General features: G+C 70.5%; 19 protein-coding genes and 2 tRNA genes. 10 read left to right on the top strand and 11 right to left on the bottom strand.

The window, feature by feature from the left end:
- Positions 1-25: 25 nt before the first annotated feature.
- Positions 26-553, bottom strand: a complete 528-nt coding sequence (locus HUV60_RS10625) for an NUDIX hydrolase (RefSeq protein WP_257847669.1) — start codon at positions 551-553, stop codon at positions 26-28.
- Positions 550-2,067 (bottom strand): zinc-dependent metalloprotease, encoded by a 1,518-nt coding sequence (locus HUV60_RS10620; RefSeq protein WP_257847670.1) that lies wholly within the window; start codon positions 2,065-2,067, stop codon positions 550-552. Before HUV60_RS10620 ends, HUV60_RS10625 begins: the two co-directional genes overlap by 4 nt.
- Positions 2,068-2,259: 192 nt before the next feature.
- Here HUV60_RS10620 and HUV60_RS10615 point away from each other — a divergent pair, with 192 nt between their 5' ends.
- The 3 genes from HUV60_RS10615 to HUV60_RS10605 all read left to right on the top strand — a co-directional run bounded on the left by HUV60_RS10615 (position 2,260) and on the right by HUV60_RS10605 (position 5,503).
- Complete coding sequence (locus HUV60_RS10615) at positions 2,260-3,375, top strand: SDR family oxidoreductase (RefSeq protein WP_257847671.1); 1,116 nt, start codon at positions 2,260-2,262, stop codon at positions 3,373-3,375.
- A gap of 112 nt (positions 3,376-3,487) precedes the next feature.
- Positions 3,488-3,946 carry a molybdenum cofactor biosynthesis protein MoaE gene (locus HUV60_RS10610; RefSeq protein ID WP_257847672.1) on the top strand — a complete coding sequence of 153 codons (459 nt, stop codon included), beginning with the start codon at positions 3,488-3,490 and terminating at the stop codon, positions 3,944-3,946.
- 462 nt (positions 3,947-4,408) lie between these two features.
- Positions 4,409-5,503: a YlbL family protein gene (locus HUV60_RS10605; RefSeq protein ID WP_257847673.1), complete on the top strand. Its 1,095-nt coding sequence runs from the start codon at positions 4,409-4,411 to the stop codon at positions 5,501-5,503.
- A gap of 44 nt (positions 5,504-5,547) precedes the next feature.
- Here the strand turns inward: HUV60_RS10605 and HUV60_RS10600 are convergent, their stop codons facing one another.
- The gene (locus tag HUV60_RS10600; protein ID WP_257847674.1) at positions 5,548-6,090 is read right to left on the bottom strand and encodes a PPA1309 family protein; all 543 of its coding nucleotides are present in this window, start codon (positions 6,088-6,090) and stop codon (positions 5,548-5,550) included.
- 200 nt (positions 6,091-6,290) lie between these two features.
- On the opposite strand from HUV60_RS10600, the gene HUV60_RS10595 reads away from it, so the two are divergent.
- The 4 genes from HUV60_RS10595 (at position 6,291) to HUV60_RS10580 (ending at position 11,723) form a co-directional block, all read left to right on the top strand.
- The gene (locus tag HUV60_RS10595) at positions 6,291-9,221 is read left to right on the top strand and encodes a UPF0182 family membrane protein (protein ID WP_257847675.1); all 2,931 of its coding nucleotides are present in this window, start codon (positions 6,291-6,293) and stop codon (positions 9,219-9,221) included.
- Between the two features lie 56 nt (positions 9,222-9,277).
- Positions 9,278-9,351: transfer RNA gene (locus tag HUV60_RS10590), tRNA-Met, on the top strand.
- A gap of 223 nt (positions 9,352-9,574) precedes the next feature.
- Positions 9,575-11,392, top strand: coding sequence for a sel1 repeat family protein (locus HUV60_RS10585; RefSeq protein WP_443047262.1), 1,818 nt, complete (start codon positions 9,575-9,577; stop codon positions 11,390-11,392).
- A 257-nt stretch (positions 11,393-11,649) separates the two neighbouring features.
- Positions 11,650-11,723, top strand: a tRNA-Met gene (locus HUV60_RS10580).
- An 86-nt stretch (positions 11,724-11,809) separates the two neighbouring features.
- On the opposite strand, the gene HUV60_RS10575 is transcribed toward HUV60_RS10580, so the two are convergent.
- Positions 11,810-12,226: a Fur family transcriptional regulator gene (locus HUV60_RS10575; RefSeq protein WP_257847677.1), complete on the bottom strand. Its 417-nt coding sequence runs from the start codon at positions 12,224-12,226 to the stop codon at positions 11,810-11,812.
- Between the two features lie 144 nt (positions 12,227-12,370).
- Between HUV60_RS10575 and HUV60_RS10570 the strand changes: the two genes are divergently transcribed.
- Positions 12,371-13,822: a catalase gene (locus HUV60_RS10570; RefSeq protein ID WP_257847678.1), complete on the top strand. Its 1,452-nt coding sequence runs from the start codon at positions 12,371-12,373 to the stop codon at positions 13,820-13,822.
- Positions 13,823-13,915: 93 nt separating this feature from the next.
- On the opposite strand, the gene HUV60_RS10565 is transcribed toward HUV60_RS10570, so the two are convergent.
- Together HUV60_RS10565 and hisN are read right to left on the bottom strand one after the other, a co-directional pair.
- On the bottom strand, positions 13,916-14,320 hold the full coding sequence (locus tag HUV60_RS10565; RefSeq protein WP_257847679.1) for a CBS domain-containing protein: 405 nt from the start codon (positions 14,318-14,320) through the stop codon (positions 13,916-13,918).
- 196 nt (positions 14,321-14,516) lie between these two features.
- A complete protein-coding gene (gene hisN, locus HUV60_RS10560) occupies positions 14,517-15,317 on the bottom strand; it encodes a histidinol-phosphatase (RefSeq protein WP_257847680.1) in 801 nt (266 codons plus the stop codon).
- 155 nt (positions 15,318-15,472) lie between these two features.
- Between hisN and HUV60_RS10555 the strand changes: the two genes are divergently transcribed.
- On the top strand, positions 15,473-16,087 hold the full coding sequence (locus HUV60_RS10555; RefSeq protein WP_257847681.1) for a TetR/AcrR family transcriptional regulator: 615 nt from the start codon (positions 15,473-15,475) through the stop codon (positions 16,085-16,087).
- A gap of 44 nt (positions 16,088-16,131) precedes the next feature.
- Here the strand turns inward: HUV60_RS10555 and HUV60_RS10550 are convergent, their stop codons facing one another.
- From HUV60_RS10550 to HUV60_RS10530, 5 genes are all read right to left on the bottom strand, one after another.
- On the bottom strand, positions 16,132-16,455 hold the full coding sequence (locus tag HUV60_RS10550; protein WP_257847682.1) for a DMT family transporter: 324 nt from the start codon (positions 16,453-16,455) through the stop codon (positions 16,132-16,134).
- Between the two features lie 223 nt (positions 16,456-16,678).
- Positions 16,679-17,689, bottom strand: a complete 1,011-nt coding sequence (rsgA, locus tag HUV60_RS10545) for a ribosome small subunit-dependent GTPase A (protein ID WP_257847683.1) — start codon at positions 17,687-17,689, stop codon at positions 16,679-16,681.
- A gap of 11 nt (positions 17,690-17,700) precedes the next feature.
- Complete coding sequence (aroA, locus tag HUV60_RS10540; protein WP_257847684.1) at positions 17,701-19,017, bottom strand: 3-phosphoshikimate 1-carboxyvinyltransferase; 1,317 nt, start codon at positions 19,015-19,017, stop codon at positions 17,701-17,703.
- A 191-nt stretch (positions 19,018-19,208) separates the two neighbouring features.
- On the bottom strand, positions 19,209-19,931 hold the full coding sequence (locus HUV60_RS10535; RefSeq protein ID WP_257847685.1) for a M50 family metallopeptidase: 723 nt from the start codon (positions 19,929-19,931) through the stop codon (positions 19,209-19,211).
- 333 nt (positions 19,932-20,264) lie between these two features.
- Complete coding sequence (locus HUV60_RS10530) at positions 20,265-21,218, bottom strand: transposase (protein WP_443047259.1); 954 nt, start codon at positions 21,216-21,218, stop codon at positions 20,265-20,267.
- Positions 21,219-21,384: 166 nt separating this feature from the next.
- Between HUV60_RS10530 and HUV60_RS10525 the strand changes: the two genes are divergently transcribed.
- Positions 21,385-22,601 (top strand): IS3 family transposase gene (locus tag HUV60_RS10525; protein ID WP_257850098.1). Its coding sequence is split into 2 segments (ribosomal slippage): positions 21,385-21,700 and positions 21,700-22,601, totalling 1,218 coding nucleotides; the frame shifts between segments, so codons are not numbered across the junction.
- The last annotated feature ends 6 nt before the right edge of the window (positions 22,602-22,607 follow it).

Genomic DNA, 22,607 nt, shown 5'->3' with positions numbered 1-22,607 from the left:
CCGTGTGCCTGCCGTCACCCGCAGGTCAGACGCCCAGGCGCGGCCGGGTCGCCTCCAGCAGACGCACGACCGAGGCATCCGCCACCTCCGCCACCTCCGCGTACGGGAACCAGCGCAGGTCGAGCGACTCGTCACTGATGGTGTGCGCGGCGTCGGGAGGGGCCACGGCCGCATACTGGACGTCGAAGTGCCAGTGGCAGGGAGACGGGATCGCATGCCGGTCCAGGCGCACCGGCCCGCCCGCAAGGAGGGTCAGCCCCGCGATCCCCGACTCCTCGGTGGCCTCCCGCAAAGCCGCCGCGGTCAGTGACGGGTCGCCCGGCTCGCAGTGACCGCCCATCTGCAGCCACATCCGCAGTTTCCGGTGCAGAGTCAGCAGCACCCGGCCGAGTCCGGGGTCGACCACCAGGGCGCTGGCGGTGAGATGGCCCGCATGGCAGGTCTTCCACATGCCGTCCGGATGCGCGGCGAGGTGATCCAGGTAGGCCTGGCGCAGCTCCGGCTGGTCCTCGTGCTTCTTGAGTGCGAGAACCGCGTCGTCGTACAGACTCACTCGGCGCCGTCACCCTTGCGGTCGCCGCCCCGGCCGCCCCCGTCCTCGCCGCCGTCGTTGCTGCCCCCGTCGGCGTCCCCGGTGGTGTCCTTGGTGTCCTTGGTGTCTTCGTTGTTGCTCCGCTTGCCGAGGTCGTGCTTGCCCGCCGCCTCGCCGAGCATCTTGTCCAGCTCGGAGAAGTCGGTCTGCTCGCGGTGCACGAAGCCGTCCGGGTCGTCCAGGTCGGTGGCCGTCGGCAGCATGTCGGGGTGGGCCCACAGGGCGTCCCTCCCGTCGACGCCGTGCGCGTCCGTGAGTGAGGCCCACAGGCGCGAGGCGTCGCGCAGCCGGCGCGGGCGCAGCTCCAGACCGATCAGCGTGGCGAACGTCTGCTCCGCGGGGCCGCCCGAGGCACGGCGGCGGCGCAGCGTCTCGCGCAGCGCGTCCGCCGACGACAGGCGGGGCTTCGCCGCCGCGTGCACCACTGCGTCCACCCAGCCCTCGACGAGGGCCAGTGCCGTCTCGAGACGGGCCAGCGCCGTCTTCTGCTGCGGGGTGTCCTCCGGCTGGAACATGCCCTGCTGAAGAGCTTCCTGGAGCTGCTCCGGGTTCTGCGGGTCGAACTGGCCGACCACGTCCTCCAGCTTGGCGGTGTCGACCTCGATCCCGCGCGCGTAGCCGTCGACCGCGCCGTACAGGTGGGAGCGCAGCCACGGCACATGCGCGAACAGGCGCTGGTGGGCGGCCTCCCGCAGGGCGAGATACAGCCGCACCTCCTCCTGCGGGACGCCCAGGTCCTTGCCGAACGCCGCGATGTTCACCGGCAGCAGCGCGGCCTTGCCGACCGGGCCGAGCGGCAGACCGATGTCGGTGGAGCCGACGACCTCACCGGCCAGCACGCCGACCGCCTGGCCGATCTGCGTACCGAACATGGCTCCGCCCATCGAACGCATCATGCCGATCAGCGGGCCCGCCATGGCCTGCATCTCCTCCGGCAGCACATCGCCCATGGCGGTGCCGACACGCTCGGCGACCGGGTCCACGAGCTCCCGCCACGCCGGAAGCGTCGCCTCGACCCACTCCGCGCGGCTCCAGGCCACCGAAGAAGCCGCACCGGACGGCAGCGAGGTGGCATCGTCCAGCCACAGGTCGGCCAGCCGGACGGCCTCGTCGACGGCCTTGCGCTCGGCGGGGCCGACGCTCGCGTCCTTCGTGCCGTCGGCGGTGCCCTGGGACACCGTCTGGCGGGCGATCTGCTTGGCCATGTCCCAGTTCACCGGGCCGCCCTCGTAGGAGAGCATCTGGCCGAGCTGCTGGAACGCGGCGCCCAGGTCGTTGGGGTTCAGGGAACCGAACATCGCGGCGAACGGATTGTCCGCGCCGGGTGCGCCGAAGCCACCGGCTCCGGACATGCCGAGACCGAACGGGTTGGCCGGGTCCTGACCACCACCGCTCTGCTGGTCCTTCTTCTTGCCCTCGTCGCCGTCGTCCGGCTCCTCCGGCGGAAGGCCGAATCCGAATGGGGTGTCACTCACGGGATTCCTCGGCTGATAGGGCCACCGGTTCTTTCCGGCGGCGCGGTTGCCCGACAACACCACCCAGCGTAGACACCTGAGGCGGTTCGAGCCTCGATGCTTCGCCGACATAAGGCCTGCGGCAGGATGGATGCCACCTGGTACGCATGCTTCGCATGCGCTCGTACTGAAGACAACCGCTGGAGACGCCCGGTGAGTTCCCCAGATCCACAGGTTCGCGCAGCGCGAAACCGGTCAGCCCGCTCGTCGCCCGCGCGGGGGCCCGTCGTCGCGGTCACCGGCGCCGCCTCGGGTGTCGGCGCGCTGCTCACCGAGCGGCTCGCTGCCTCGCAGGAGATCAAGCAGGTCATCGCCATCGACGAGCGCCGCGGCGAGTGCGCCGAGGCACAGTGGCACATCCTCGACGTACGGGACCCCGCCATCGCGGACCGGCTGCGCGGGGCCGACGCCGTGGTCCATCTGGCACTCGACCTCGACCTGGAGACCGACGCTGCCACCCGGACGGCCTACAACGTCCGCGGGACGCAGACCGTGCTGACCGCCGCCGCGGCCGCCGGAGTGCACCGAGCGGTGCTGTGCACCTCGACGATGGTCTACGGGGCGCTCCCGGACAACGAGCTGCCGCTGTCCGAGGACGCGGAACTGCGGGCCACCGCCGAGGCGACGGGCGTGGGCGACCTCCTGGAGATCGAGCGGCTCGCGCGCAGGGCACCCCGTGCACACCCCGGGCTCAATGTCACGGTGGTGCGTCCGGCCGTGCTCGTGGGCGGCACCGACACTGCGCTGACCAGATACTTCGAGTCGCCTCGGCTGCTCGTGGTGGCCGGTTCGCGGCCCGCGTGGCAGTTCTGCCACGTCGACGACCTGTGCAGTGCCCTGGAGTACGCCGTCCTGGAGAAGGCCGACGGAGAGCTGGCCGTCGGGTGCGACGGATGGCTGGAGCAGGAGGAGGTCGAGGAGCTCAGCGGGATCCGGCGGATGGAGCTGCCGTCGGCGGTCGCGCTGGGCGCGGCGGCCCGGCTGCACCGGATCGGGCTCACCCCGTCCCCGGCCGGGGACCTGGCGTACACGATGCACCCCTGGGTGGTCAGCGGGAGCCGACTGCACGACGCCGGGTGGCGGCCCGCCTACACCAACGAGCAGGTGCTGGCCGAGCTGCTGGAGGAGGTCGCCGGCCGGCACACCGTCGCCGGGCGGCGGCTCGGACGCAAGGACGCGACGGCTGCCGGCGCCGCGGGAGCGACGGTGGCCCTGCTGGGTGCGGCGGCAGTGGTGCGGCGGGCGCGGAAGGCCCGGCGGCGGATCTGAGCACCACGCGGTGGCCGTATTCGAGTACCACGCGGCACCCGCCGGGGGCAGGGCGCCGACGGGACACAGGGGTGCTTTTGCGCCGGCGTGGGCGTGGGGCACGATGGAGGACATGGCATCCACGAACGATCACCCCGGTGAGCAGCCCGCACAGGATCCGATCAAACTGATCGCGATCCGGGGCACGCCGCTCTCCGTCGACGAGGTCTTCCGGGCCGTCGGCGACGACGCGGCCGGAGGGACGGCACTGTTCGTGGGGACCGTACGCAACCACGACGGCGGGGCCGACGTCGATGAGCTGGGGTACTCGTGCCACCCGAGCGCCGAGGAAGAGATGCGGCGGATCGCCGAGAAGGTCGTCGCCGAGTACCCCGTGCGGGCGCTGGCGGCCGTGCACAGGGTGGGGGGCCTCGGGGTCGGGGATCTTGCCGTCGTCGTCGGTGTTTCGTGTGCACACCGGGGCGAGGCCTTCGAGGCCTGCCGGAAGCTGATCGACGACCTCAAGCACGAGGTGCCCATCTGGAAGCACCAGACGTTCGCGGACGGGACCGAGGAGTGGGTCGGCGCGTAGCGCGGGCGGGTGAGGCATGCCGGGAGGAGGCCTCCGAGGGCCGCCCCACCACCTCCGCTCTCGCACGTCTGTTCCCCGTTCCGCTCCGCTTGCGCAACCTCCCCCCGGGTATGAGCGTTGTCACTGCGGATGGTTAATCTGCTGATCAGTCAGTCGCGGACGCTCATGGGGATGGGAGGTCGGCATGGCGGCGCTTGCCTGGTTGCTGATTCCGTTGATGACCGCGGTCGGCGCGGGACTGTGGGGCAGTTGGGCCAGTCGCACCCGCCGGGTGCGGAGCGACGGCCCCGAGCTCATCGGTTACGCCCGGTTCCGCGAAGCCATGGAGAGACCTCGGCCGGCGGAGGAAGAGGTCCGGCCCTCGTGTCGAAACAGCAGGTCACGTGTGTAGGAAAAGATCAGGGCCGCCCGTCCGGGCGGCCCTGACAGTGCGCTGACAGACCCGTCCCGTACTGTCGGTGCATGCCACGCCGCACTGCGACGATGCTCGCCTCCACCCTCATGCTGATCGTGCTTCTGTGCGCGGGTGTGTTCATCCCTGTGCCGTACTCGGAGATGTCCCCGGGGCCGACGGTCAACACTCTGGGTGATCATGACGGCGACCCGGTGCTGCGGATCGACGGGCGCAAGACGTATCCGACCGACGGCCACCTCAACATGACCACGGTGCGGGTCACGAGCGCTGACTACCGGATGAACCTGGTCGAGGCCGTCTACGGGTGGCTCGCGCACGACAACAAGGTCGTGCCGCACGACACGCTCTACCCCGACGGCAAGACGGAGGAGCAGTCCACCCAGGAGAACGCCGAGGAGTTCAGCCAGTCCCAGGAGAGCGCCAAGGTCGCCGCCCTGAAGGAGCTCGACGTCCCGGTGAAGTCCTGGGTGATCGTCTCCATGGTCGTCAAGGGATCGCCCGCCGAGGGCAAGCTGCACGCGGGTGACGTGATCAGGAGCGTCGACGGCAGCGCGGTGCGCGAGCCGGCCGACGTCGCCGAGCTGGTGACCAAGCACAAGCCCGGCGAGGACGTCGGCTTCACGATCGTGCCCGCCAAGGAGCAGGCCGCCGCCGAGAAGGAGAACCGGACGCCGACCGGGACCGAGGAGATCACGATCACCACCGTGGCCTCCGACGACGCCGGGGACGACCGCGCCGTCGTCGGGATCGCCGCCGGAATCGACCACACCTTCCCGTTCACCATCGACATCAAGCTCGCCGACGTCGGAGGGCCGAGCGCCGGTCTGATGTTCGCACTCGGCCTCTACGACAAGCTCACCCCGGGCAGCCTGACCGGAGGCAAGTTCGTCGCCGGCACCGGCACCATAGACGACGCCGGCAAGGTCGGGCCGATCGGCGGGATCGAGATGAAGACGGTCGGCGCGCGCGCCAAGGGCGCCGAGTACTTCCTCACGCCCGCCGACAACTGCGCGGCCGCCGCCGAGGACGTCCCCGAGGGTCTGACGCTCATCAAGGTGGACACCATCGACGACGCCCTCGGCGCCCTGAAGGACCTCGGCTCCGGCGACACCGCCGACCTGCCGACGTGCACGGCCTCCTGACCGTGCGGACTGCCCGCCGCGGTCGCTGACGGGCAGGCCTCGGACTACGCCTCGAACGTCGCCGTCAACGCCTCCGCCAGGCCCGGCACCAGGGCAGAACCGGTGAGGACCTCCGTCGGAGAGTCCTTCCCCCGCAGCCGCAGAGCGGAATCGCGGGCGCCGTCGCGCAGTACCGCGACCGTCATACGGACCTCCTGGCGCTTCGGGTGCTTCGCCACCCACGCGGCCAGCGCGTCCTCCTCCAGGTCCTGCGGAACCTGGGCCTCCGCGGACGGCGGCAGCATCAGACGTTCCACGGTCAGGGCGCAGCCGGCCACCGAGTCGGGCCAGGCGACGGTGCCCAGGAACTCGTCCAGCGGCTGGCCCGTTGGAATGGCATCCTGCTCGATCGGGGTGAGGGCGGTCGTCCCCTGCTCGTCGCCCGGACCGAGCCGGTGCGCGAGAGAAGGCTGCTCGGCACGCAGCCGTGCGGTGTCTACGAGGGCGAAGAGCCGGGCGGGCTGGTCCCAGCCGAGGCCGGAGACGTACGCGTCGATCTCGAGCACGGCCCGGGTGAGCGGGCTCGCCGCCATGGGTGTGTTGGACATGGTCACAATCCTCTCTCGTTCAGGCCCGGAATCGGGAACCGAGTAAAGGGTGAGTAAGTTGCATAGGTGTGGGCTCGTGAGTAAAAGGGCCCGCACACGGTCCACGAACTCGCGGGCCTGACGAATCAACAGCGAACTTCGAGGTGCCTACCTTGGCTTTCCAGATGCCGGACCGAGGCGGAGGCCCGACAGGGCCACGGATGAGAGTGGGCCGCCCGTCCCGGCGGGTCCGAACCCTGCTCACGACACTGGGCGTCCTGGCCGTCCTCGGCATGGCGTTCACCATGTTCGCGGGGTTCTGGACCGACTGGCTGTGGTACCGCTCGGTCGACTACTCGTCGGTGTTCACGACGACCCTGTGGACCAAGATCGGACTCTTCTTCGTCTTCGGTCTGCTGATGGCCCTCGCGGTCGGCTTCAACATCTGGCTGGCACACCGGATGCGGCCGCCGCTGAGCGCCATGTCGATGGAGCAGCAGAACCTCGACCGCTACCGGATGGGCATCGCCCCGTACAAGAAGTGGCTGCTGCTCGGCATCACCGCGCTGCTCGGGCTGATCGCCGGTGCCTCGGCCTCGAGCCAGTGGCGCACCTGGCTGATGTGGGTCAACGGGGTGCCGTTCGGCCAGAAGGACCCGCAGTTCAAGCTCGACGTGGCGTTCTACGCCTTCGACCTGCCCTGGTACCGGTTTCTGCTCGGGTTCGGCTTCGCGGCCACCATCCTGTCGCTGATCGCGGCCGCGCTCACCCACTACCTGTACGGCGGTCTGCGGGTCACCAGCCCCGGCGCGCGTGCCACGGCCTCGGCCACCGGCCATCTGTCGGTGCTCCTCGGCGTCTTCGTCGCCCTGAAGGCGGTCGCGTACTGGCTCGACCGGTACGGCCTGGCGGTCAAGTCCAGCGACTTCAAGGCGACCGACAGCTGGACCGGTCTGCGGTACGTCGACGCCAACGCCTATCTGCCGGCGAAGACGATCCTGTTCTGCATCGCCGTCATCTGCGCGCTGCTGTTCTTCGCCACCCTGTGGCGGCGCACCTGGCAGCTGCCCGTGATCGGCTTCGGCCTGATGGTGCTGTCGGCGATCCTCATCGGCGGCCTGTACCCGGCGATCGTGCAGAAGTTCCAGGTCCAGCCGAACGAGCAGGCCAAGGAAGCGCCGTACGTCGAGAAGAACCTCAAGGCGACGCGTGAGGCCTACGGCATCGAAGACGCCCAGGTCGACGACTACCCGGGAACCAGCCAGACCGAGGACAAGACCGAGCTCCGGGGCCAGGTCTCCGACACGGCGAGCATCCGGATCATAGACCCGAACATCGTCTCGCCGACGTTCCAGCAGCTCCAGCAGATCAGGAACTACTACGCGTTCCCGACCAACCTGGACGTGGACCGCTATCCCGATCCCGCGACCGGCACGGAGCAGGACACCGTCATCGGTCTGCGCGAGATCAACCTGAACGGCATCCCCAAGCGGAACTGGATCAACGACCACTTCCGGTACACCCACGGATACGGTGCCGTCGCGGCCAAGGGCACCAGCGCCGACGCCGGCGGCCGTCCGGATTTCACCGAGTCGGACCTGCCGTCCAAGGGTGACCTGGGGACGTACGAGCAGCGCGTCTACTATGGCGAGCGGACGACGACGTACTCGATCGTCGGCGGCCCCCAGAAGGAGATCGACTACTCCGACGACAGCGGCGAGAAGACGACCAGTTACGAGGGCGACAGCGGCGTCAACCTCGAGAACCCGGTCAACCGGGCCGCCTACGCCGCCGCGTTCAGCGAGCCGCAGATCCTGTACTCCGGTGCCATCGGAGAGGGCTCGCGGATTCTGTACAACCGCACGCCCAAGGAGCGCGTCGAAGCGGTCGCCCCCTGGCTGACCATCGACGGCGACGCCTACCCCGCGGTGGTGGAGGGCCGGATCCAGTGGATCGTGGACGCCTACACGACCACCAACGGCTATCCGTACGCCTCGCGGACGACCCTCGGTGACACGACGGCCGACTCGCTGACCGCCACCAACGACAGCCGCACGGTGGTGGCCCAGGAGAACCAGGTCAACTACATCCGCAACTCGGTGAAGGCGACCGTCGACGCGTACAGCGGCAAGGTCGAGCTCTACCAGTGGGACACCCAGGATCCCGTCCTGAAGACATGGATGAAGGCGTTCCCGGGCACGGTCGACCCGAAGAGCGAGATCTCCGACGACCTGATGAATCATCTGCGGTATCCGCAGGACCTGTTCAAGGTGCAGCGCGAACTGCTGACCCGCTACCACGTGAAGGACGCCACCACGTTCCTCAGTGGCAGCGAGGTGTGGCAGGTGCCGGACGACCCGACGAACAAGACGGGCGACGCGGTACCGCCGTACTACCTGAGCATGAAGATGCCCGACCAGCAGGAACAGGCCTTCTCGCTCACCACCACGTTCACTCCGAACGGCCGTGACAACCTCAGCGCGTTCATGGCGGTCGACGCCGAGGCGGGCAGTGAGGGGTACGGCAAGATCAGAGTCCTGAAACTGCCGACGAGCACCACGGCCGCCGGACCCAAACAGGTCCAGAGCCAGTTCAACTCCCAGCAGGACATCGCGGAGACGATCAGGCTGCTGAGAGGCGGCGACTCCGAAGTGGAGTACGGCAACCTGCTGGCCGTCCCGCTCGACGGCGGACTGCTGTACGTGGAGCCGGTCTATGTGCGCGGTGGCGGACTCAAGTACCCGCTGCTGCGGAAGGTGCTGGTGACCTACGGAGGCCAGACCGCCTTCGAGGACACTCTGGAGCAGGCTCTTGACAAGATCTTCGGAACGGATGGCGCGGCCACCGAGCCACCGGAAGGCGAGGGCGAGGGCGAGGGCGAGGGCGAGGGCGAAGGAACCGGCGAGGAGGAAGGCGCCGAGCCGCCGTCGTCCGACACCCCGACGGTCCAAGAGGCTCTGAACGACGCCCAGGAGGCCTTCGAGGCCGGCCAGGAAGCCCTGCAGAAGAACGACTGGGAAGCCTACGGCCAGGCGCAGGAGGACCTCGAGGAGGCCCTGCGCAGGGCCGAGGAGGCCCAGTCCGCGGAAGGCCGAGGCGGCTCGGGCACGTCGGACAGCAGTCCCGGCCCCGACTCGAGCCCGAGCAGTTAGCAGGTCGGCTGGTCAAAGGCCCACCTCGCGCCGTGGTACGGTTGGGCACACAACGGCGCGGGGTGGAGCAGCTCGGTAGCTCGCTGGGCTCATAACCCAGAGGTCGCAGGTTCAAATCCTGTCCCCGCTACTGAAGTCGTGAAGTCGGCGACAGTAAAGGCCCGGATTCCTCAGGGAATCCGGGCCTTTGTGGTGTGCGAACGCATATGCCGGGAGCGTCTGCGGCCGCGCCGACGAAGGAAGTTGGCGGATCTGTGTTTCACTTGTCTCTCTGTGGGCATGTCGACAAAACGCTGAAGTGACCTCACTGACTGCGGCATACCAGGTGTACCCAGGTTGCAGGTGGTGCGACGATGGATGTTATGGGGGACAGGACAACTCTGTTCGAGACGGGACGTATTGAGCATCCCTCCCCTCGGGAGGAAACTCGCGACGAGACCGCGGAGGCCGCCGACGAGGCGGCCGAGGAGCTGCGTCGACGGCTCGCCGCCGAAGTCGGCGACGTCGAGGCGATGAGCGTTCTCGGCGCCATGCTGCTGCGCCGCGGTGACCTTGCCGGAGCCGAACCCCATCTGCGCGCAGCCACCGCCGCGGGCGACCGCGCCGCCGCCAACAACCTGGGCGTCCTTCTGTTCCAGCGCGGCTACCCGGAGGAGGCCGCGGTGTGGTGGCGGATCGCGGCCGTCGCCGGATCGGCCCCGGCGGCGCACGCACTCGGCCGGTACCACCGGGAGCGTGGCGACGAGCCCGCCGCCGAGTACTGGCTGCGCCAGTCTGCCGAGCAGGAACACGCCCTGGGTGCCTACGCCCTCGCCGACCTGCTGGAACACCGCGGGGACGCGGCAGGTGCCGAGCGCTGGATGCGGACGGCCGCCGAGCGGGGACACCGGGAAGCCGCCTACCGCCTGGCGAGGACGCTGGACCGGAAGGTGGTCCGGGAGGCAGGCGAGGACACCCTCCCGTTCCTGGAGGAGGCCGAGCAGTGGTACCGGCAGGCCGCCGCGCGGGGACACCGCAGGGCCGCGCTGCACCTCGGCGCGATCCTGGAGAAGCGCGGCGAACTCAAGGAGGCCGGCCGCTGGTACCTGACGTCGGCCAAGGACGGGGAGGCGCGGGCCGCCTGCGCGCTCGCCTTCCTGCTGCGCGACGCCGGCGACACCGAGAACGCCGCCGTGTGGTGGCTGCGCGCCGCCCAGGACGGCGACGGCAACGCCGCCAACGCGCTGGGCGCCCTGCACGCCGAGCGCGGCGAGACCCAGACCGCCGAACGCTGGTACCGGGCCGCGATGGACGCGGGCGACGTCAACGGCGCGTACAACCTCGCGCTGCTCTGCGCCGAGCAGGGACGGACCGGCCCGGCCGAGCAGTGGTACCGCCGGGCCGCCTATGCCGGCCACCGGGAGGCGGCCAACGCGCTGGCGATCCTGCTGCTGACGGCCGGCGACGAGAAGGGGGCGGAGCCCTGGTTCTCCAAGGCCGCGGAGGCGGGCAGCGTGGACGCCGCCTTCAACCTCGGCATCCTGCACGCGGGCCGGGAGGAGAAGGAGGCCGCGCTGCGCTGGTACGAGCAGGCCGCGGGCGCCGGGCACACGGAGGCCGCGCTCCAGGTCGGCATGGCCCGGCTGCGCGACGGCGACGAGGGTGAGGCGGAGCGGTTCCTGCGGTGCGCGGCGGGCGGCGGCAGCGCCGAGGCCGCCTACCGCCTGGCGGCCGTGCTGGACGCCCGCCGCCCGCCGGAGCCTGCGCACGAACTGGGCGAGCCGGTGAACCGGCGCAGCGAGTGCGAGGAGTGGTACGAGCGCGCGGCCCTGCAGGGCCACCGGCGCGCACAGGTGCGGGTCGGCATGCTCGCCGCGGCCCGTGGTGACGTGGTCGAGGCGGCCCGCTGGTACCGGGAGGCGGCCGAGGCCGGTTCCCGCAATGGCGCGTTCAACCTGGGCCTGCTGCTGGCCCGTGAGGGCAGCGAGCCCGAGGCGGCCCTGTGGTGGGCCCGCGCGGCCGACGCCGGGCACGGGCGTGCCGCCCTGCGGCTCGCCCTGGTCTACGCGCGCCGGGGTGAGCTCGCCGAGGGGCAGCGCTGGGCCGACCGCGCGGCGGCACTGGGCCCGGCGGCGGTCATGGAGCGCGCGATCCGCCTGCGCGACGCCCTCCGGGAGGAACTCTCGGCCTGAGGCCGCCCGTCCGCCCGTCCGCCCGTCCGCCCGTCCGGCCGCCCGTCCGCCCGTCCGCCCGTCCGCCCGTCCGGCCGCCCGTCCGCCCGTCCGCCCGTCCGCCCGGCCGCCCGTCCGCCCGTCCGCCCGTCCGCCCGGCCGCCCGTCCGCCCGTCCGGCCGGCGGTGGGACGGTGTCGCCGCAGCTCGGGGGCGTACGACCGCTCCGAAAGGAATTTGCCTCCGTCCGCGTCCTTGACGTAACGTTGCATACGTCGACGCGGGGTGGAGCAGCTCGGTAGCTCGCTGGGCTCATAACCCAGAGGTCGCAGGTTCAAATCCTGTCCCCGCTACTGAAGGCCGAGGGCCGGAATCCGAAAGGGTTCCGGCCCTCGGTGCATGTGCGCATCCGTGGATGCGTGGTGGCGCTGGCGGAACGTTACGCAGGTACGCAGTTCGGGCAGACGCCGCGGTACGTCATCTCGACGCCCGACACCGTGAAGCCGAAGCGCTCCGTGTCGGGGAGGTCGGCCAGCGGGTTGCCGGTCGGATGCACGTCACGGATCGCGCCGCACCGTGCGCACACCAGGTGGTGGTGCGGCCGGTGGGCGTTCGGGTCGTAGCGCTTGGCCCGTTTGTCCGTGGAGACCTCCACCACCTCACCGAGCGTGACCAGCTCGCCCAGTGTGTTGTAGACGGTCGCCCGGGAGATCTCGGGCAGCTTGGTGACAGCTCGGGCGTGCACCTCGTCGGCCGTCAGATGGACGTGATCGCCGTCGAGGACCTCGGCCACCACACGACGCTGTGCGGTCATCCGCCAGCCACGCCCGCGCAGTCGTTCCAGAAGGTCGCTCATGAACGCCAGTCTAACAGCCGCGGAGGCCAGATCCCGAATGAGTGTGATTTTGGAGCCTTACTTGACTTAGACATTGTCCATTGTAGGATCGGGGATGGCTTTGGCCGAGGGGCACAGTTGGTTGGAATGACGCAGGAGGCACACGTGACGCAGGGACCGCTCACCACGGAGGCCGGGGCTCCGGTATCCGACAATCAGAACAGTGAGAGCGCGGGCGTCGGTGGCCCGGTGCTCGTTCAGGACCAGCTGCTTCTGGAGAAGCTGGCCCACTTCAATCGTGAGCGCATTCCGGAGCGCGTGGTGCACGCCCGCGGCGCCGGCGCCTACGGAACCTTCAAGGTCACCGCCGACGTGACGAAGTACACCAGGGCCAAGTTCCTGTCCGAGGTGGGCAAGGAGACGGAGACCTTCGTCCGTTTCTCGACCGTGGCAGGCAATCTGGGCGCTCCGGACGCCGTGCGCGACCCGCGTGGTTTCGCGCTGAAGTTCTACACCGAAGAGGGCAACTACGACCTCGTCGGCAACAACACCCCGGTCTTCTTCATCCGGGACGCCATCAAGTTCCCCGACTTCATCCACACGCAGAAGCGCGACCCGTACACGGGCTCGCAGGAGGCGGACAACGTCTTCGACTTCTGGGGCCTGTCGCCCGAGTCCACCCACCAGGTGACCTGGCTGTTCGGTGACCGCGGTATCCCGGCGTCCTACCGTCACATGGACGGTTTCAGCTCCCACACCTACCAGTGGAACAACGAGGCCGGCGAGGTCTTCTGGGTCAAGTACCACTTCAAGACCGACCAGGGCATCAGGAACCTCACCGCCGGGGAGGCCGAGGTCCTCGCGGGCAGGGACCCCGACTCGCACCAGCGTGACCTGCGCGAGTCCATCGAGCGGGGCGACTTCCCGTCCTGGACCGTGGGCGTGCAGATCATGCCGGCGGCCGAGGCGGCCACGTACCGCTTCAACCCGTTCGACCTGACCAAGGTCTGGCCGCACGCGGACTACCCGGTCATCGAGTTCGGCAAGCTGGAGCTCGACCGCAACCCGGAGAACATCTTCGCCGAGGTCGAGCAGTCCGTCTTCAGCCCCGGTCACTTCGTGCCCGGCATCGGTCCGTCCCCGGACAGGATGCTCCAGGGCCGCGTCTTCTCCTACGCGGACGCCCACCGGTACCGGGTCGGGATCAACGCCGACCACCTGCCGGTCAACCGCCCGCACGCCACCGAGGCGCGCACCTACTCCCGTGACGGCCACCTGTACGACGGCCGTCACAAGGGTGCGAAGAACTACGAGCCGAACAGCTTCGACGGTCCGGTCCAGATCGACCGTCCGCTGTGGGAGCCCATCGCGGTGACCGGTCTCACCGGCGAGACGGCCACGCCGTCCCACGCCGAGGACGACGACTTCGTGCAGGCGGGCAACCTCTACCGGCTGATGAGCGAGGACGAGAAGGTCCGCCTGGTCGACAACCTGGCGGGCGCCCTCTCCGGGGTCACGCGCGACGACATCGCCGAGCGCGCGATCAACAACTTCCGTCAGGCGGACGAGGACTTCGGCAAGCGGCTGGAGGCCGCGGTCCAGGCCCTTCGCGGCTGATTCCAGCGCTGGACCGCTTGTCGTGGCGACGGGCCGGGCTCCCTCACGGGGCCCGGCCCGTTCGGCGTGCCGAGCGGCTCCTGACCCGTTCGGTCACGCAGGTGTGTGCTGGGCGGCCTGTCGTCGTAGGGGAGCCCAGCAGCGGATGATGTCGCGTACCGAGACGATGCCGACGGGCTCGCCCCGCTCCAGGACGATCAGATGGCGGAACCCGCCGTGGGCCATGGCGTGGGCGGCGTCCTCGAGCGTCCAGGACGGGGCGGCGAAGACGACGTCGGTGGTGGTGTGGGCGTGGGCGCGCTCGGAGTCCGGGTTCTGTCCCAGGCCCAGCGAATTGAGGACGTCCCGTTCGGTGAGAATGCCGATGCCGATGCCGTCGGGGTCGAGGACCACGGCCGCGCCGACGCGGCGGGCGGACATCAGGGTGGCGGCCTGGCGAAGAGTGTGGGCGGGGCCGATGGTGAGGACCACCGTGCTCATGGCGTCACGGACGAGCATGGGATGGAGCCACCTCCTACCGGGAACCGTGCCGTCGGACGCCGGAGCGGTCCGCCGGTTCACGGTTTCACAATTTCACAAGTGGGCGGATCCTCAGAGTCGCAGGTAAGGCCGGAGCCAACAAGAGGGCGCGTGCGGCGGATCTGGGGCGCGGGCCTCGTGCGCGGGCTTCGTGCGTCCCCGGACGCCGGCAGCGCTAGTAACGCTGGTTGAGGTAGCCCAGCAGCTCGTCATGCAGCAGGCCGTTCGAGGCGGCCGCGTTGCCGCTGTGCGGTCCGGGCCGGCCGTCGAGTCCGGTGAAACCGCCGCCCGCCTCGGTGACGACGATCGAGGTGGCGGCCATGTCCCAGAGCGACAGCTCGGGCTCGGCGCACATGTCGACCGCCCCCTCCGCGACCATCATGTACGGCCAGAAGTCGCCGTACGCGCGCGTCCGCCACACCTCGCGGGTGAGGTCCAGGAAGCCGTCCAGGCGCCCCTGCTCCTCCCAGCCGCTGAGTGAGGAGTACGCGAACGAGGCGTCGGCGAGTTTGGACACCCGGGAGACCTGGAGCCGGGAGGCCGAGGTCAGGCTGCGGCCGCTGTACGCGCCGTGGCCCTTCGCCGCCCACCAGCGGCGGCCGAGCGCGGGAGCCGAGACGAGACCGACGACAGGCTGGAAGCCCCCCTCGCCGGCCTCCGTCAGGGAGATCAGGGTGGCCCAGACGGGAACGCCGCGCACGTAGTTCTTGGTGCCGTCGATCGGGTCGATCACCCAGCGCCGCGGCCCCGTGCCCTCCACCCCGTACTCCTCGCCGAGAACCGCGTCCCTCGGACGGGCACGCTTCAGGTGGCCTCGGACGACGTCCTCCGCGCCCCTGTCCGCCTCGGTCACCGGCGTCATGTCCGGTTTGGTCTCCACCTTGAGGTCGAGGGCCTTGAACCGGTCCATCGTCGCGGCGTCGGCGGCGTCCGCGAGGACATGGGCGAGACGCAGGTCGTCAAGGTAGTCGGGCATGAAACGAACCGTATCTGCCGAGGTGGGGCCAGGGCCACAGGGGGCTTGTGGCCCGCGCGCGGGCCGACGGTCCGCACGTCGCGCGAACCCTTGACAGTGCCCGGCGGCGCGTCAAATCTGAGACGCAGAGCCGCTCGCCCGCCCCGAGGGAGGCGATGATGCCTGCAGCGCGGGAATCCCTGTTGGACGCCGCTTACACGGCCCTCGCGCGCCGCCCGTGGTCCGCGGTACGGATGGTGGACGTGGCCGCGACGGCCGGGGTGTCCCGGCAGACGCTCTACAACGAGTTCGGCAGCAAGGACGGACTCGCCAGGGCCCTGGCCCGCAGAGAGGCCGACGGCTACCTCGCCGGCGTCGACCGGGCCCTCACGGTCCACAGCGACCCCCGCGACCGGCTCACCGCGGCGGCCGAGTGGACCGCCGCCGCGGCCCGCCAGAATGCCCTCGTCCGGGCCCTGCTCACCGGCTGCTGGAGCGAGTACCTGCCCTCCCCGGCCCTCGCGCCGGTCCGGTCCGGCTCTGCCGTCCCCGCCCAACGCCACGCCGACGGTCCGCTGCCCTCGCCCGGTGACCTCGTCGCGCTCGTCCGCGACCGCGCGGTGGCCGTCCTGACCGGCCCCGGCGTGCCCGGGCCGGCCGACGCCGCGGAGCTGACCCGCGCCTGCGAACTGGTGGTGCGCCTCGCCCTGTCCTGCATCGCCGCGCCGCCGGCCGAGGGCGGTGTCGCCGATCTGGTCCGCAGTGCCCTGTACCGTCAGCCGGCGCCGTAGCACTCCGGCGCTGCCGCACCCCCACGCCCACCGTCGGGAAGCGTTCAGCGCGCCGACCCAGACAACTGCAGCCCGATCACGCCGACGATCACCAAGGTGATCGACACGATCTTCAGCGTCGACACCAGGTCACCCAGGAACACCATCCCGTAGACGGCCGTGCCGGCGGCCCCGATCCCCGTCCACACGGCGTACGCGGGCCCGACGTCCAGTTTCTTCAGGGCCATGGTGAGCAGGCCGAAGCTGCCCAGCGCGAACACGCAGAAGGCGATCGTCGGCCAGAGCCGTGTGAAGCCGTGGGACAGCTTCAGGCACACGGCGAAACCGGTCTCGAGCAACCCGGCCACCACGACCAGCAGCCACGCCATGTGTCGTCCTCCCGTCGTCCCGACATGCAGTGACCGCTTTCGCGTACGGCGACCTGTTCCGCCGGGTTCGAGAGCTTCGGATCCGGCTCGGTGCGATTATGCACTTACCGTCCGTGGTCCATGGCAAACACGGGCGGGCCGACGATTCCGCGTCGTGGCCCGAGAAGACCCGGCGGCTTCAGGCCGCTCCAGGACCCTTCGGGTCCGGTCCGGTCCGTCCGGGTCAGTCGCCCTCCGTGTGCTCCCGGGCCGCCAGCAGCCGCCGCAGCGAGTACAGCCGCGCCGGGTCCGCGTGTCCCTCGGCGACCCACGCGTCCAGCGCGCAGTCCGGCTCGTCGTGGCTGCACGCGCGGGGGCAGCCCTCCGTACCCGGACCGAGGTCGGGAAAGGCGAGGATGACCCGTGACGGATCGACGTGCGCGAGGCCGAACGACCGCACTCCGGGGGTGTCGACCACCCACCCCTCGGCGCCCGACAACGGCAGCGCCAGCGCGGACGTCGTCGTATGGCGCCCCCGCCCTGTCACCGCGTTGACATGCCCGGTCGACCGCCGCCGCTCCTGCGGCACCAGCGCGTTCACCAGGGTCGTCTTGCCGACCCCGGAGTGCCCCACGAACGCCGTGATCCGGCCCGCCAGCTGCTCCCGCACCCGGTCGGCCGCCGCACCGCTCTCCAGTTCCGCGCGGCTGGTGACGACGTGCGGGATGTCGAGGTCGCCGTACAGCTCCAGCAGTTTGTCCGGTGGTGCGAGGTCCGACTTCGTCAGGACCAGCAGCGGGGTGAGCCCGCCGTCGTACGCCGCGACCAGGCAGCGGTCGATCAGGCGTGGGCGGGGCTCGGGGTCGGAGAGGGCGGTGACGACGGCCAGCTGGTCGGCGTTGGCGACGACGACCCGCTCGTAGGGGTCGTCGTCGTCCGCGGTACGGCGCAGTACCGACGTCCGCTTCTCGATGCGGACGATCCGCGCGAGGGTGTCCTTCTCCCCGGAGAGGTCGCCGACGATCGCGACCCGGTCGCCGACCACCGCCGCCTTGCGGCCCAGCTCACGGGCCTTCATGGCGAACACGGTCCGGTCCTCGACGAGGCAGGTGAGCCGGCCCCGGTCGACGGTGAGGACCATGCCCTCGGCGGCGTCCTCGTGTTTGGGCCGGATGTGGGTGCGCGGCCGGTTGCCCTTGCGGTTCGGACGGGAGCGGATGTCGTCCTCGTCGGTGTGCTTGCCGTAGCGGCGCATCGTCTGCGGTCCTAAGCCCCGAGCATCCCGGCCCACAGTGCGGGGAAGTCCGGGAGGGTCTTCGCCGTGGTCGCCACGTTCTCGATCCGTACGCCCCCCACCCGGAGGCCGATGATCGCACCGGCGGTGGCCATGCGGTGGTCCTCGTACGTGTGGAAGACACCGCCGTGCAGCCGGCGCGGGCGGATGTGCAGACCGTCGGCGGTCTCGGTGACGTCGCCGCCGAGCTCGTCGATCTCCTTGGTGAGCGCGGCCAGGCGGTCCGTCTCGTGCAGCCGGAGGTGGGCCACACCGCGCAGCGTGGAAGGTGAGTCCGCCAGCGCCGCGACGGCCGCGATGCCCGGCGCCAGCTCACCGACCTCGCCGAGGTCCACGTCGATGCCGTGGACCGATCCGGAACCGGTGAACTCCAGCCCCTGCTCGGTCAGCTCGCAGGAACCGCCCATCTCGGTGAAGATCTCCCGCAGCCGGTCACCGGGCTGGGTGGTACGGGCCGGCCAGTCCGGGACGAGCACCCGGCCGCCGGTCACCAGCGCCGCCGCCAGGAACGGCTGGGCGTTGGACAGGTCGGGTTCGACGGCGAGATCCCGTCCGAGCAGGGCACCCGGGGTCACCCGCCAGACGTTGGGCTCGCCGCCCGACTCCGGACTGTCCACCTGGGCGCCCACCGCGCGGAGCATGTCGACGGTCATCCGGATGTGCGGCAGGGAGGGAAGCGTCGCGCCGGTGTGCCGGACCTCGACGCCCTGGTTGAAACGCGGCGCCGACAGCAGCAGCGCGCTGACGAACTGCGACGACGAGGACGCGTCCACCGACACGGGGCCGCCCTCCAGGGCGCCGCCGCCGTGCACGGTCAGCGGCAGCGCGCCCCGGCCGTCGTCGTCGATCCGGGCACCCAGGTGACGCAGTGCGTCGACGACGCCGTTCAGTGGGCGCTCGTACGACCGCGGGTCGCCGTCGAACCGGACGGGACCGTCGGCCAGGGCGGCCACCGGGGGAAGGAACCGCATCACCGTGCCGGCGTTGCCGACATCGACGGTGGCCGGGCCGCGCAGGCCCGTGGGCAGCACCCGCCAGGCCTCACCGGTGCCGTCGGGGCCCACGCCCTCCTCGATCTCGATCCCCATGGCCCGCAGCGCGCCGGCCATCAGCAGCGTGTCGCGTGAGCGGAGCGGGCGGCGCAGCCAGCCGGGCTCGGAGGCGAGGGCGGCGAGTACGAGAGCACGGTTGGTGACCGACTTCGACCCCGGCACGTGGACCGTCGCGTCGACGGCTCCGCTCGCGTGCGGGGCGGGCCAGAGGTCGGTGTGCGCGGGATCAGCGGTCATGCGCACCACTTTAGTGGCGGTTCCGGCCACCGGGCGTGCCCGGGACACCCCGAACGGTCGGCCCCGGGCCGTTGTACCCCAGGCCGGGCCGCTCCACCGGGTGCCCCTGGGCGGAGTACGCGTGGGTCCCGCGCGGCGGGCGCCCCTGTTGACCCGTCGGCAACCACCGCCCCCGGGCCACTCCTGCGGCGTCACAGCCCCAGCAGCCACCGTCCACCGCCGAGCAGCGAACACAGCGACACCGCGTGGAACAGGAAGAACCACAGCCCCGCCGGTACGTGTGTCAGCCGGGACAACTGGTCCGCGTCCGAGTCGCCCGCGCCCCCGCGCGCCCGCTTGGCCTGGAGCTCGAACGCCGGGCGCACCCCGCCGAGCAGCAGGAACCACACCACGGCGTACGCGAAGGCCGCCTGGACCTGCGGGCCTGCCAGCCAGGACACGAGGACGAACGTGCCGCCGGTGAGTAGCACCGTCAGCGCCCCGTAGGCATTGCGGATCATGACCAGCATCGCCACGAGCAGCACCGTGGCCAGCCACAGCAGCAGCGTGATGCGCCCGGCGCCCAGCAGCGCCGCACCGCCGAGGCCCAGCAGCGGGGGAGCGGTGTAGCCGGCCGCGGCGGTGAGGATCATGCCGATGCCGGTCGGTTTGCCGCGGCTGACGGTCAGGCCGCTGGTGTCCGAATGGAGGCGTATCCCCGTGAGGGTGCGGCCGGTGAGCAGTGCCACGAGCCCGTGGCCCCCCTCGTGCGCGATGGTGATGGCATTGCGCGAGAGCCGCCACAGCCCGTGCGGCGTGACCACGACGAGCGCGGCGGCCAGTGTGGCGATCACCACCCACAGGTCAGGGTCGGGCTGGGTGCCGGTGACCTCGTCCCAGAGGGAGGTGAGCGAGGCGGATGCGGTGCTGTCCATGTGGGGCGGGGGCTCCTCGTGGTGGCGCGGAGTCTGGCAGTGTTGCACGTATGTGCGGACGGTATCTGAGACGCTGACGTAGCAGCGATCGTTCCTGACGGCAAACATGCAGGTCACAGCGTTGCAGCCCCGGAGCGATCCGGGGCTCTTGCCTTACCCGTGCTGACTGCGTGCTGACCTGTAGACACCTGTGATCACCCCAGGGAACCCGTCCCGTGCTGGGCTGGTGCTGATCTCCTTGCACATTCCCAGTTCGGGCGTGGCGTTGCCTAGAAGGCCACTGAAAATCTTGTGGAGGGGCTGTTCGGCCGCAGGCCGGGCGGCCCTTCTTCGTCATGGGGTGGTTGGGGCGAGGTGCCAGGTGCCGCTGGTTCGGGTGAGTCCCAGGTTGATCAGTCGGCGGAGGTTGAGGGCGGCGGCGCGGTGGTGGAGCGCGATGTTGTTGGCGATCACGCCTCGGTAGCGGACGCGGCGGTGGCCGTGGGCGACGAGCCAGGCGATGGCGCGTTCGACCGGGGGCCGCCAGCGGCGGTATTCGTCCTGCCAGGCGGTGTCGGTGGTGGCCTGGTGCCGGGCGGCGGTCAGCAGCCCGTGCTGGGGGTGGACATTGACGACCCGTCCGGTCTTCGAGGTCGTGCAGCGTTCCCGCAGCGGGCAGCCGGTGCACAGCCGTTTGAACTGGGCGGTGCGGGCGCCGTCGGCCTTGGGGCGGCCCAGATTCGCGGTCTGTCCCGCCGGGCAGGTCACGGTGGCGGCGCCGGTGTCGACGTGGAAGTCGTCGATGGTGAAGCCGCCGGGGACGGCCTGCCGCAGCGGCGGCGGTTTGATCACCAGGACGTGGCCCTGGGCGGTCAGCTGTTCGCGCAGGCTGCCGGTGCCGTAGGCGGAGTCGCCGAGCACGGTCAGCGTCTCGCCTTCGCTGTGGTCTTCGTCGGCCAGCAGGTCCAGCGCGACGGCGGCCTCGTGGTTGTCCGGACCGTAGCCGCCGGTCAGCGCCACGGCGGTGAACAGTCCGGCCTCCGGCTCGAAGGACACGTGCCCGCGGTAGCCCTCCTGGTGGCGGGTGCGGTTCTTGTGGATGTGCCGGGCATCGGCATCGACGGTGGACACCGTCCGGTCGGGCACGGTGCGCCGGGCGATGCGCCAGCGTCCGTCGCGGCCGTCGGAGTCCTCGGCCGGCTCCACGTCCTGGCCGGCGACCAGGGCGAGCAGGCCCACCGCGTTCGCGGCCTGCTCGCCCAGCTCGCGGTCGGGCAGCCGGCCGAGCAGGTTGAGTGCGTCGGACACCAGCGCGTCGACCAGCGCGGCGCGGGCGGCCTCGTCATTCCAGGCGATCTTGGGTTTGCCGGGGTCGGTGTAGTCGTGCGCGGTGCACCACCGGCCGGGGCTTCACCCCGGATCGTAGACACCTTGGACACTGGACCTTGAGGGTCCAGAGGAAGAGATGTCACTGATGGTGATGAAGGTGTACTCGGCGGAGTTCAAGGCGGATGCTGTCGCGCTGTACCTGTCGGACCCGAAGAATACGTTCGAGGGCGTGAGTAAGGACCTGGGCGTCAGCCGGGAGACGCTGCGGAATTGGGTGCGGGTCGAGTGCACCCGGCAGGGCCGTGCGGCGGCCGCGAGTCGCTCGCCGCGGGCGGTACAGGCCGTTGATGTGCCCTCCGACGATGTGCTGAAAGAGGAGAACAAGCAGCTCAGGGCTCGGATCAGGGAGCTGGAGACCGAGCGGGAGATCCTGCGGAGGGCCGCGAAGTATTTCGCCGGCGAGACCAACTGGTGAGCCGTTTCCAGTTCGTTGATGATCATCGCGGCGCGTTCGGCGTCAAGCGGCTGTGCCGGGTCCTGGAGGTCTCCCGGTCCGGGTTCTACCGGTGGCTGAAGGGCGCCCCGGCCCGCATCGAGCGGGCGCGGTCCGACGCCCGCCTGGCCCGGCGGATCCGGGAGATCCACAAGGAGTCCGACGGTACCTACGGCGTCCCGCGGATCACGGCCGAGTTGTGGGACGCCGGGATCGAGGTGAACCACAAGCGGGTCGCGCGTGTGATGGCCCGGATCGGCCTGCAGGGCGTGCATCTGCGTAAGAAGGTCCGCACTACCGTCCCCGAGCCGTCCGCGACGCCGGTGCCCGATCTACTGCGGCGTGACTTCACCGCGAGCGAGCCGAACACCAGGTACGTCGGCGACATCACTTACCTGCCCATCGGCGACGGCCAATTCCTGTATTTGGCAACGGTGTTGGACCTTTGCTCGAAACGGCTGGCTGGCTGGTCGATCGCCGACCACATGCGCACCGAGCTGGTCACCGATGCGCTCCGGGCTGCGGCCCGTACCCGCGGCGGAACTCTTGACGGGGCGATATTCCACAGCGACAACGGCGCCCAGTATGCGTCGAAGGAGTTCGCGAACGTGTGCCGCGAACTCGGCGTGACCAGATCACGTGGGGCGGTCGGAACCTCGGCGGACAACGCCGCCGCCGAATCCTTCAACGCAAGCCTGAAACGGGAGACCTTGCAGAGAAGGAAACGCTGGTCAGGGGCGCGCGAGGCCCGCCTCGCGGTGTTCCGGTGGGTCACTCGCTACAACACGAAAAGAAGACACTCCGCACTCGGCCAGATCAGCCCGATCACCTACGAACAACGATCGATTACGCTGGCCACCGCTGCATAGCAAACG

The organism is Streptomyces sp. KMM 9044, from assembly GCF_024701375.2.
In the GTDB taxonomy this organism is placed as follows: Bacteria; Actinomycetota; Actinomycetes; order Streptomycetales; family Streptomycetaceae; genus Streptomyces.
Note: the sequence above shows the minus strand (reverse complement) of the source record. Positions and strands in the feature narration are given on the sequence as shown.

Bases quoted from the DNA above. Each gene is read 5' to 3' on its own strand.
- HUV60_RS10610 (WP_257847672.1), top strand. From the start codon at position 3,488: ATGGCATCCACGAACGATCACCCCGGTGAGCAGCCCGCACAGGATCCG.
- HUV60_RS10605 (WP_257847673.1), top strand. From the start codon at position 4,409: ATGCCACGCCGCACTGCGACGATGCTCGCCTCCACCCTCATGCTGATC.
- HUV60_RS10600 (WP_257847674.1), bottom strand. From the start codon at position 6,090: ATGTCCAACACACCCATGGCGGCGAGCCCGCTCACCCGGGCCGTGCTC.
- HUV60_RS10595 (WP_257847675.1), top strand. From the start codon at position 6,291: ATGAGAGTGGGCCGCCCGTCCCGGCGGGTCCGAACCCTGCTCACGACA.
- HUV60_RS10585 (WP_443047262.1), top strand. From the start codon at position 9,575: ATGGATGTTATGGGGGACAGGACAACTCTGTTCGAGACGGGACGTATT.
- HUV60_RS10575 (WP_257847677.1), bottom strand. From the start codon at position 12,226: ATGAGCGACCTTCTGGAACGACTGCGCGGGCGTGGCTGGCGGATGACC.
- HUV60_RS10565 (WP_257847679.1), bottom strand. From the start codon at position 14,320: ATGCTCGTCCGTGACGCCATGAGCACGGTGGTCCTCACCATCGGCCCC.
- hisN (WP_257847680.1), bottom strand. From the start codon at position 15,317: ATGCCCGACTACCTTGACGACCTGCGTCTCGCCCATGTCCTCGCGGAC.
- HUV60_RS10555 (WP_257847681.1), top strand. From the start codon at position 15,473: ATGATGCCTGCAGCGCGGGAATCCCTGTTGGACGCCGCTTACACGGCC.
- HUV60_RS10550 (WP_257847682.1), bottom strand. From the start codon at position 16,455: ATGGCGTGGCTGCTGGTCGTGGTGGCCGGGTTGCTCGAGACCGGTTTC.
- rsgA (WP_257847683.1), bottom strand. From the start codon at position 17,689: ATGCGCCGCTACGGCAAGCACACCGACGAGGACGACATCCGCTCCCGT.
- aroA (WP_257847684.1), bottom strand. From the start codon at position 19,017: ATGACCGCTGATCCCGCGCACACCGACCTCTGGCCCGCCCCGCACGCG.
- HUV60_RS10535 (WP_257847685.1), bottom strand. From the start codon at position 19,931: ATGGACAGCACCGCATCCGCCTCGCTCACCTCCCTCTGGGACGAGGTC.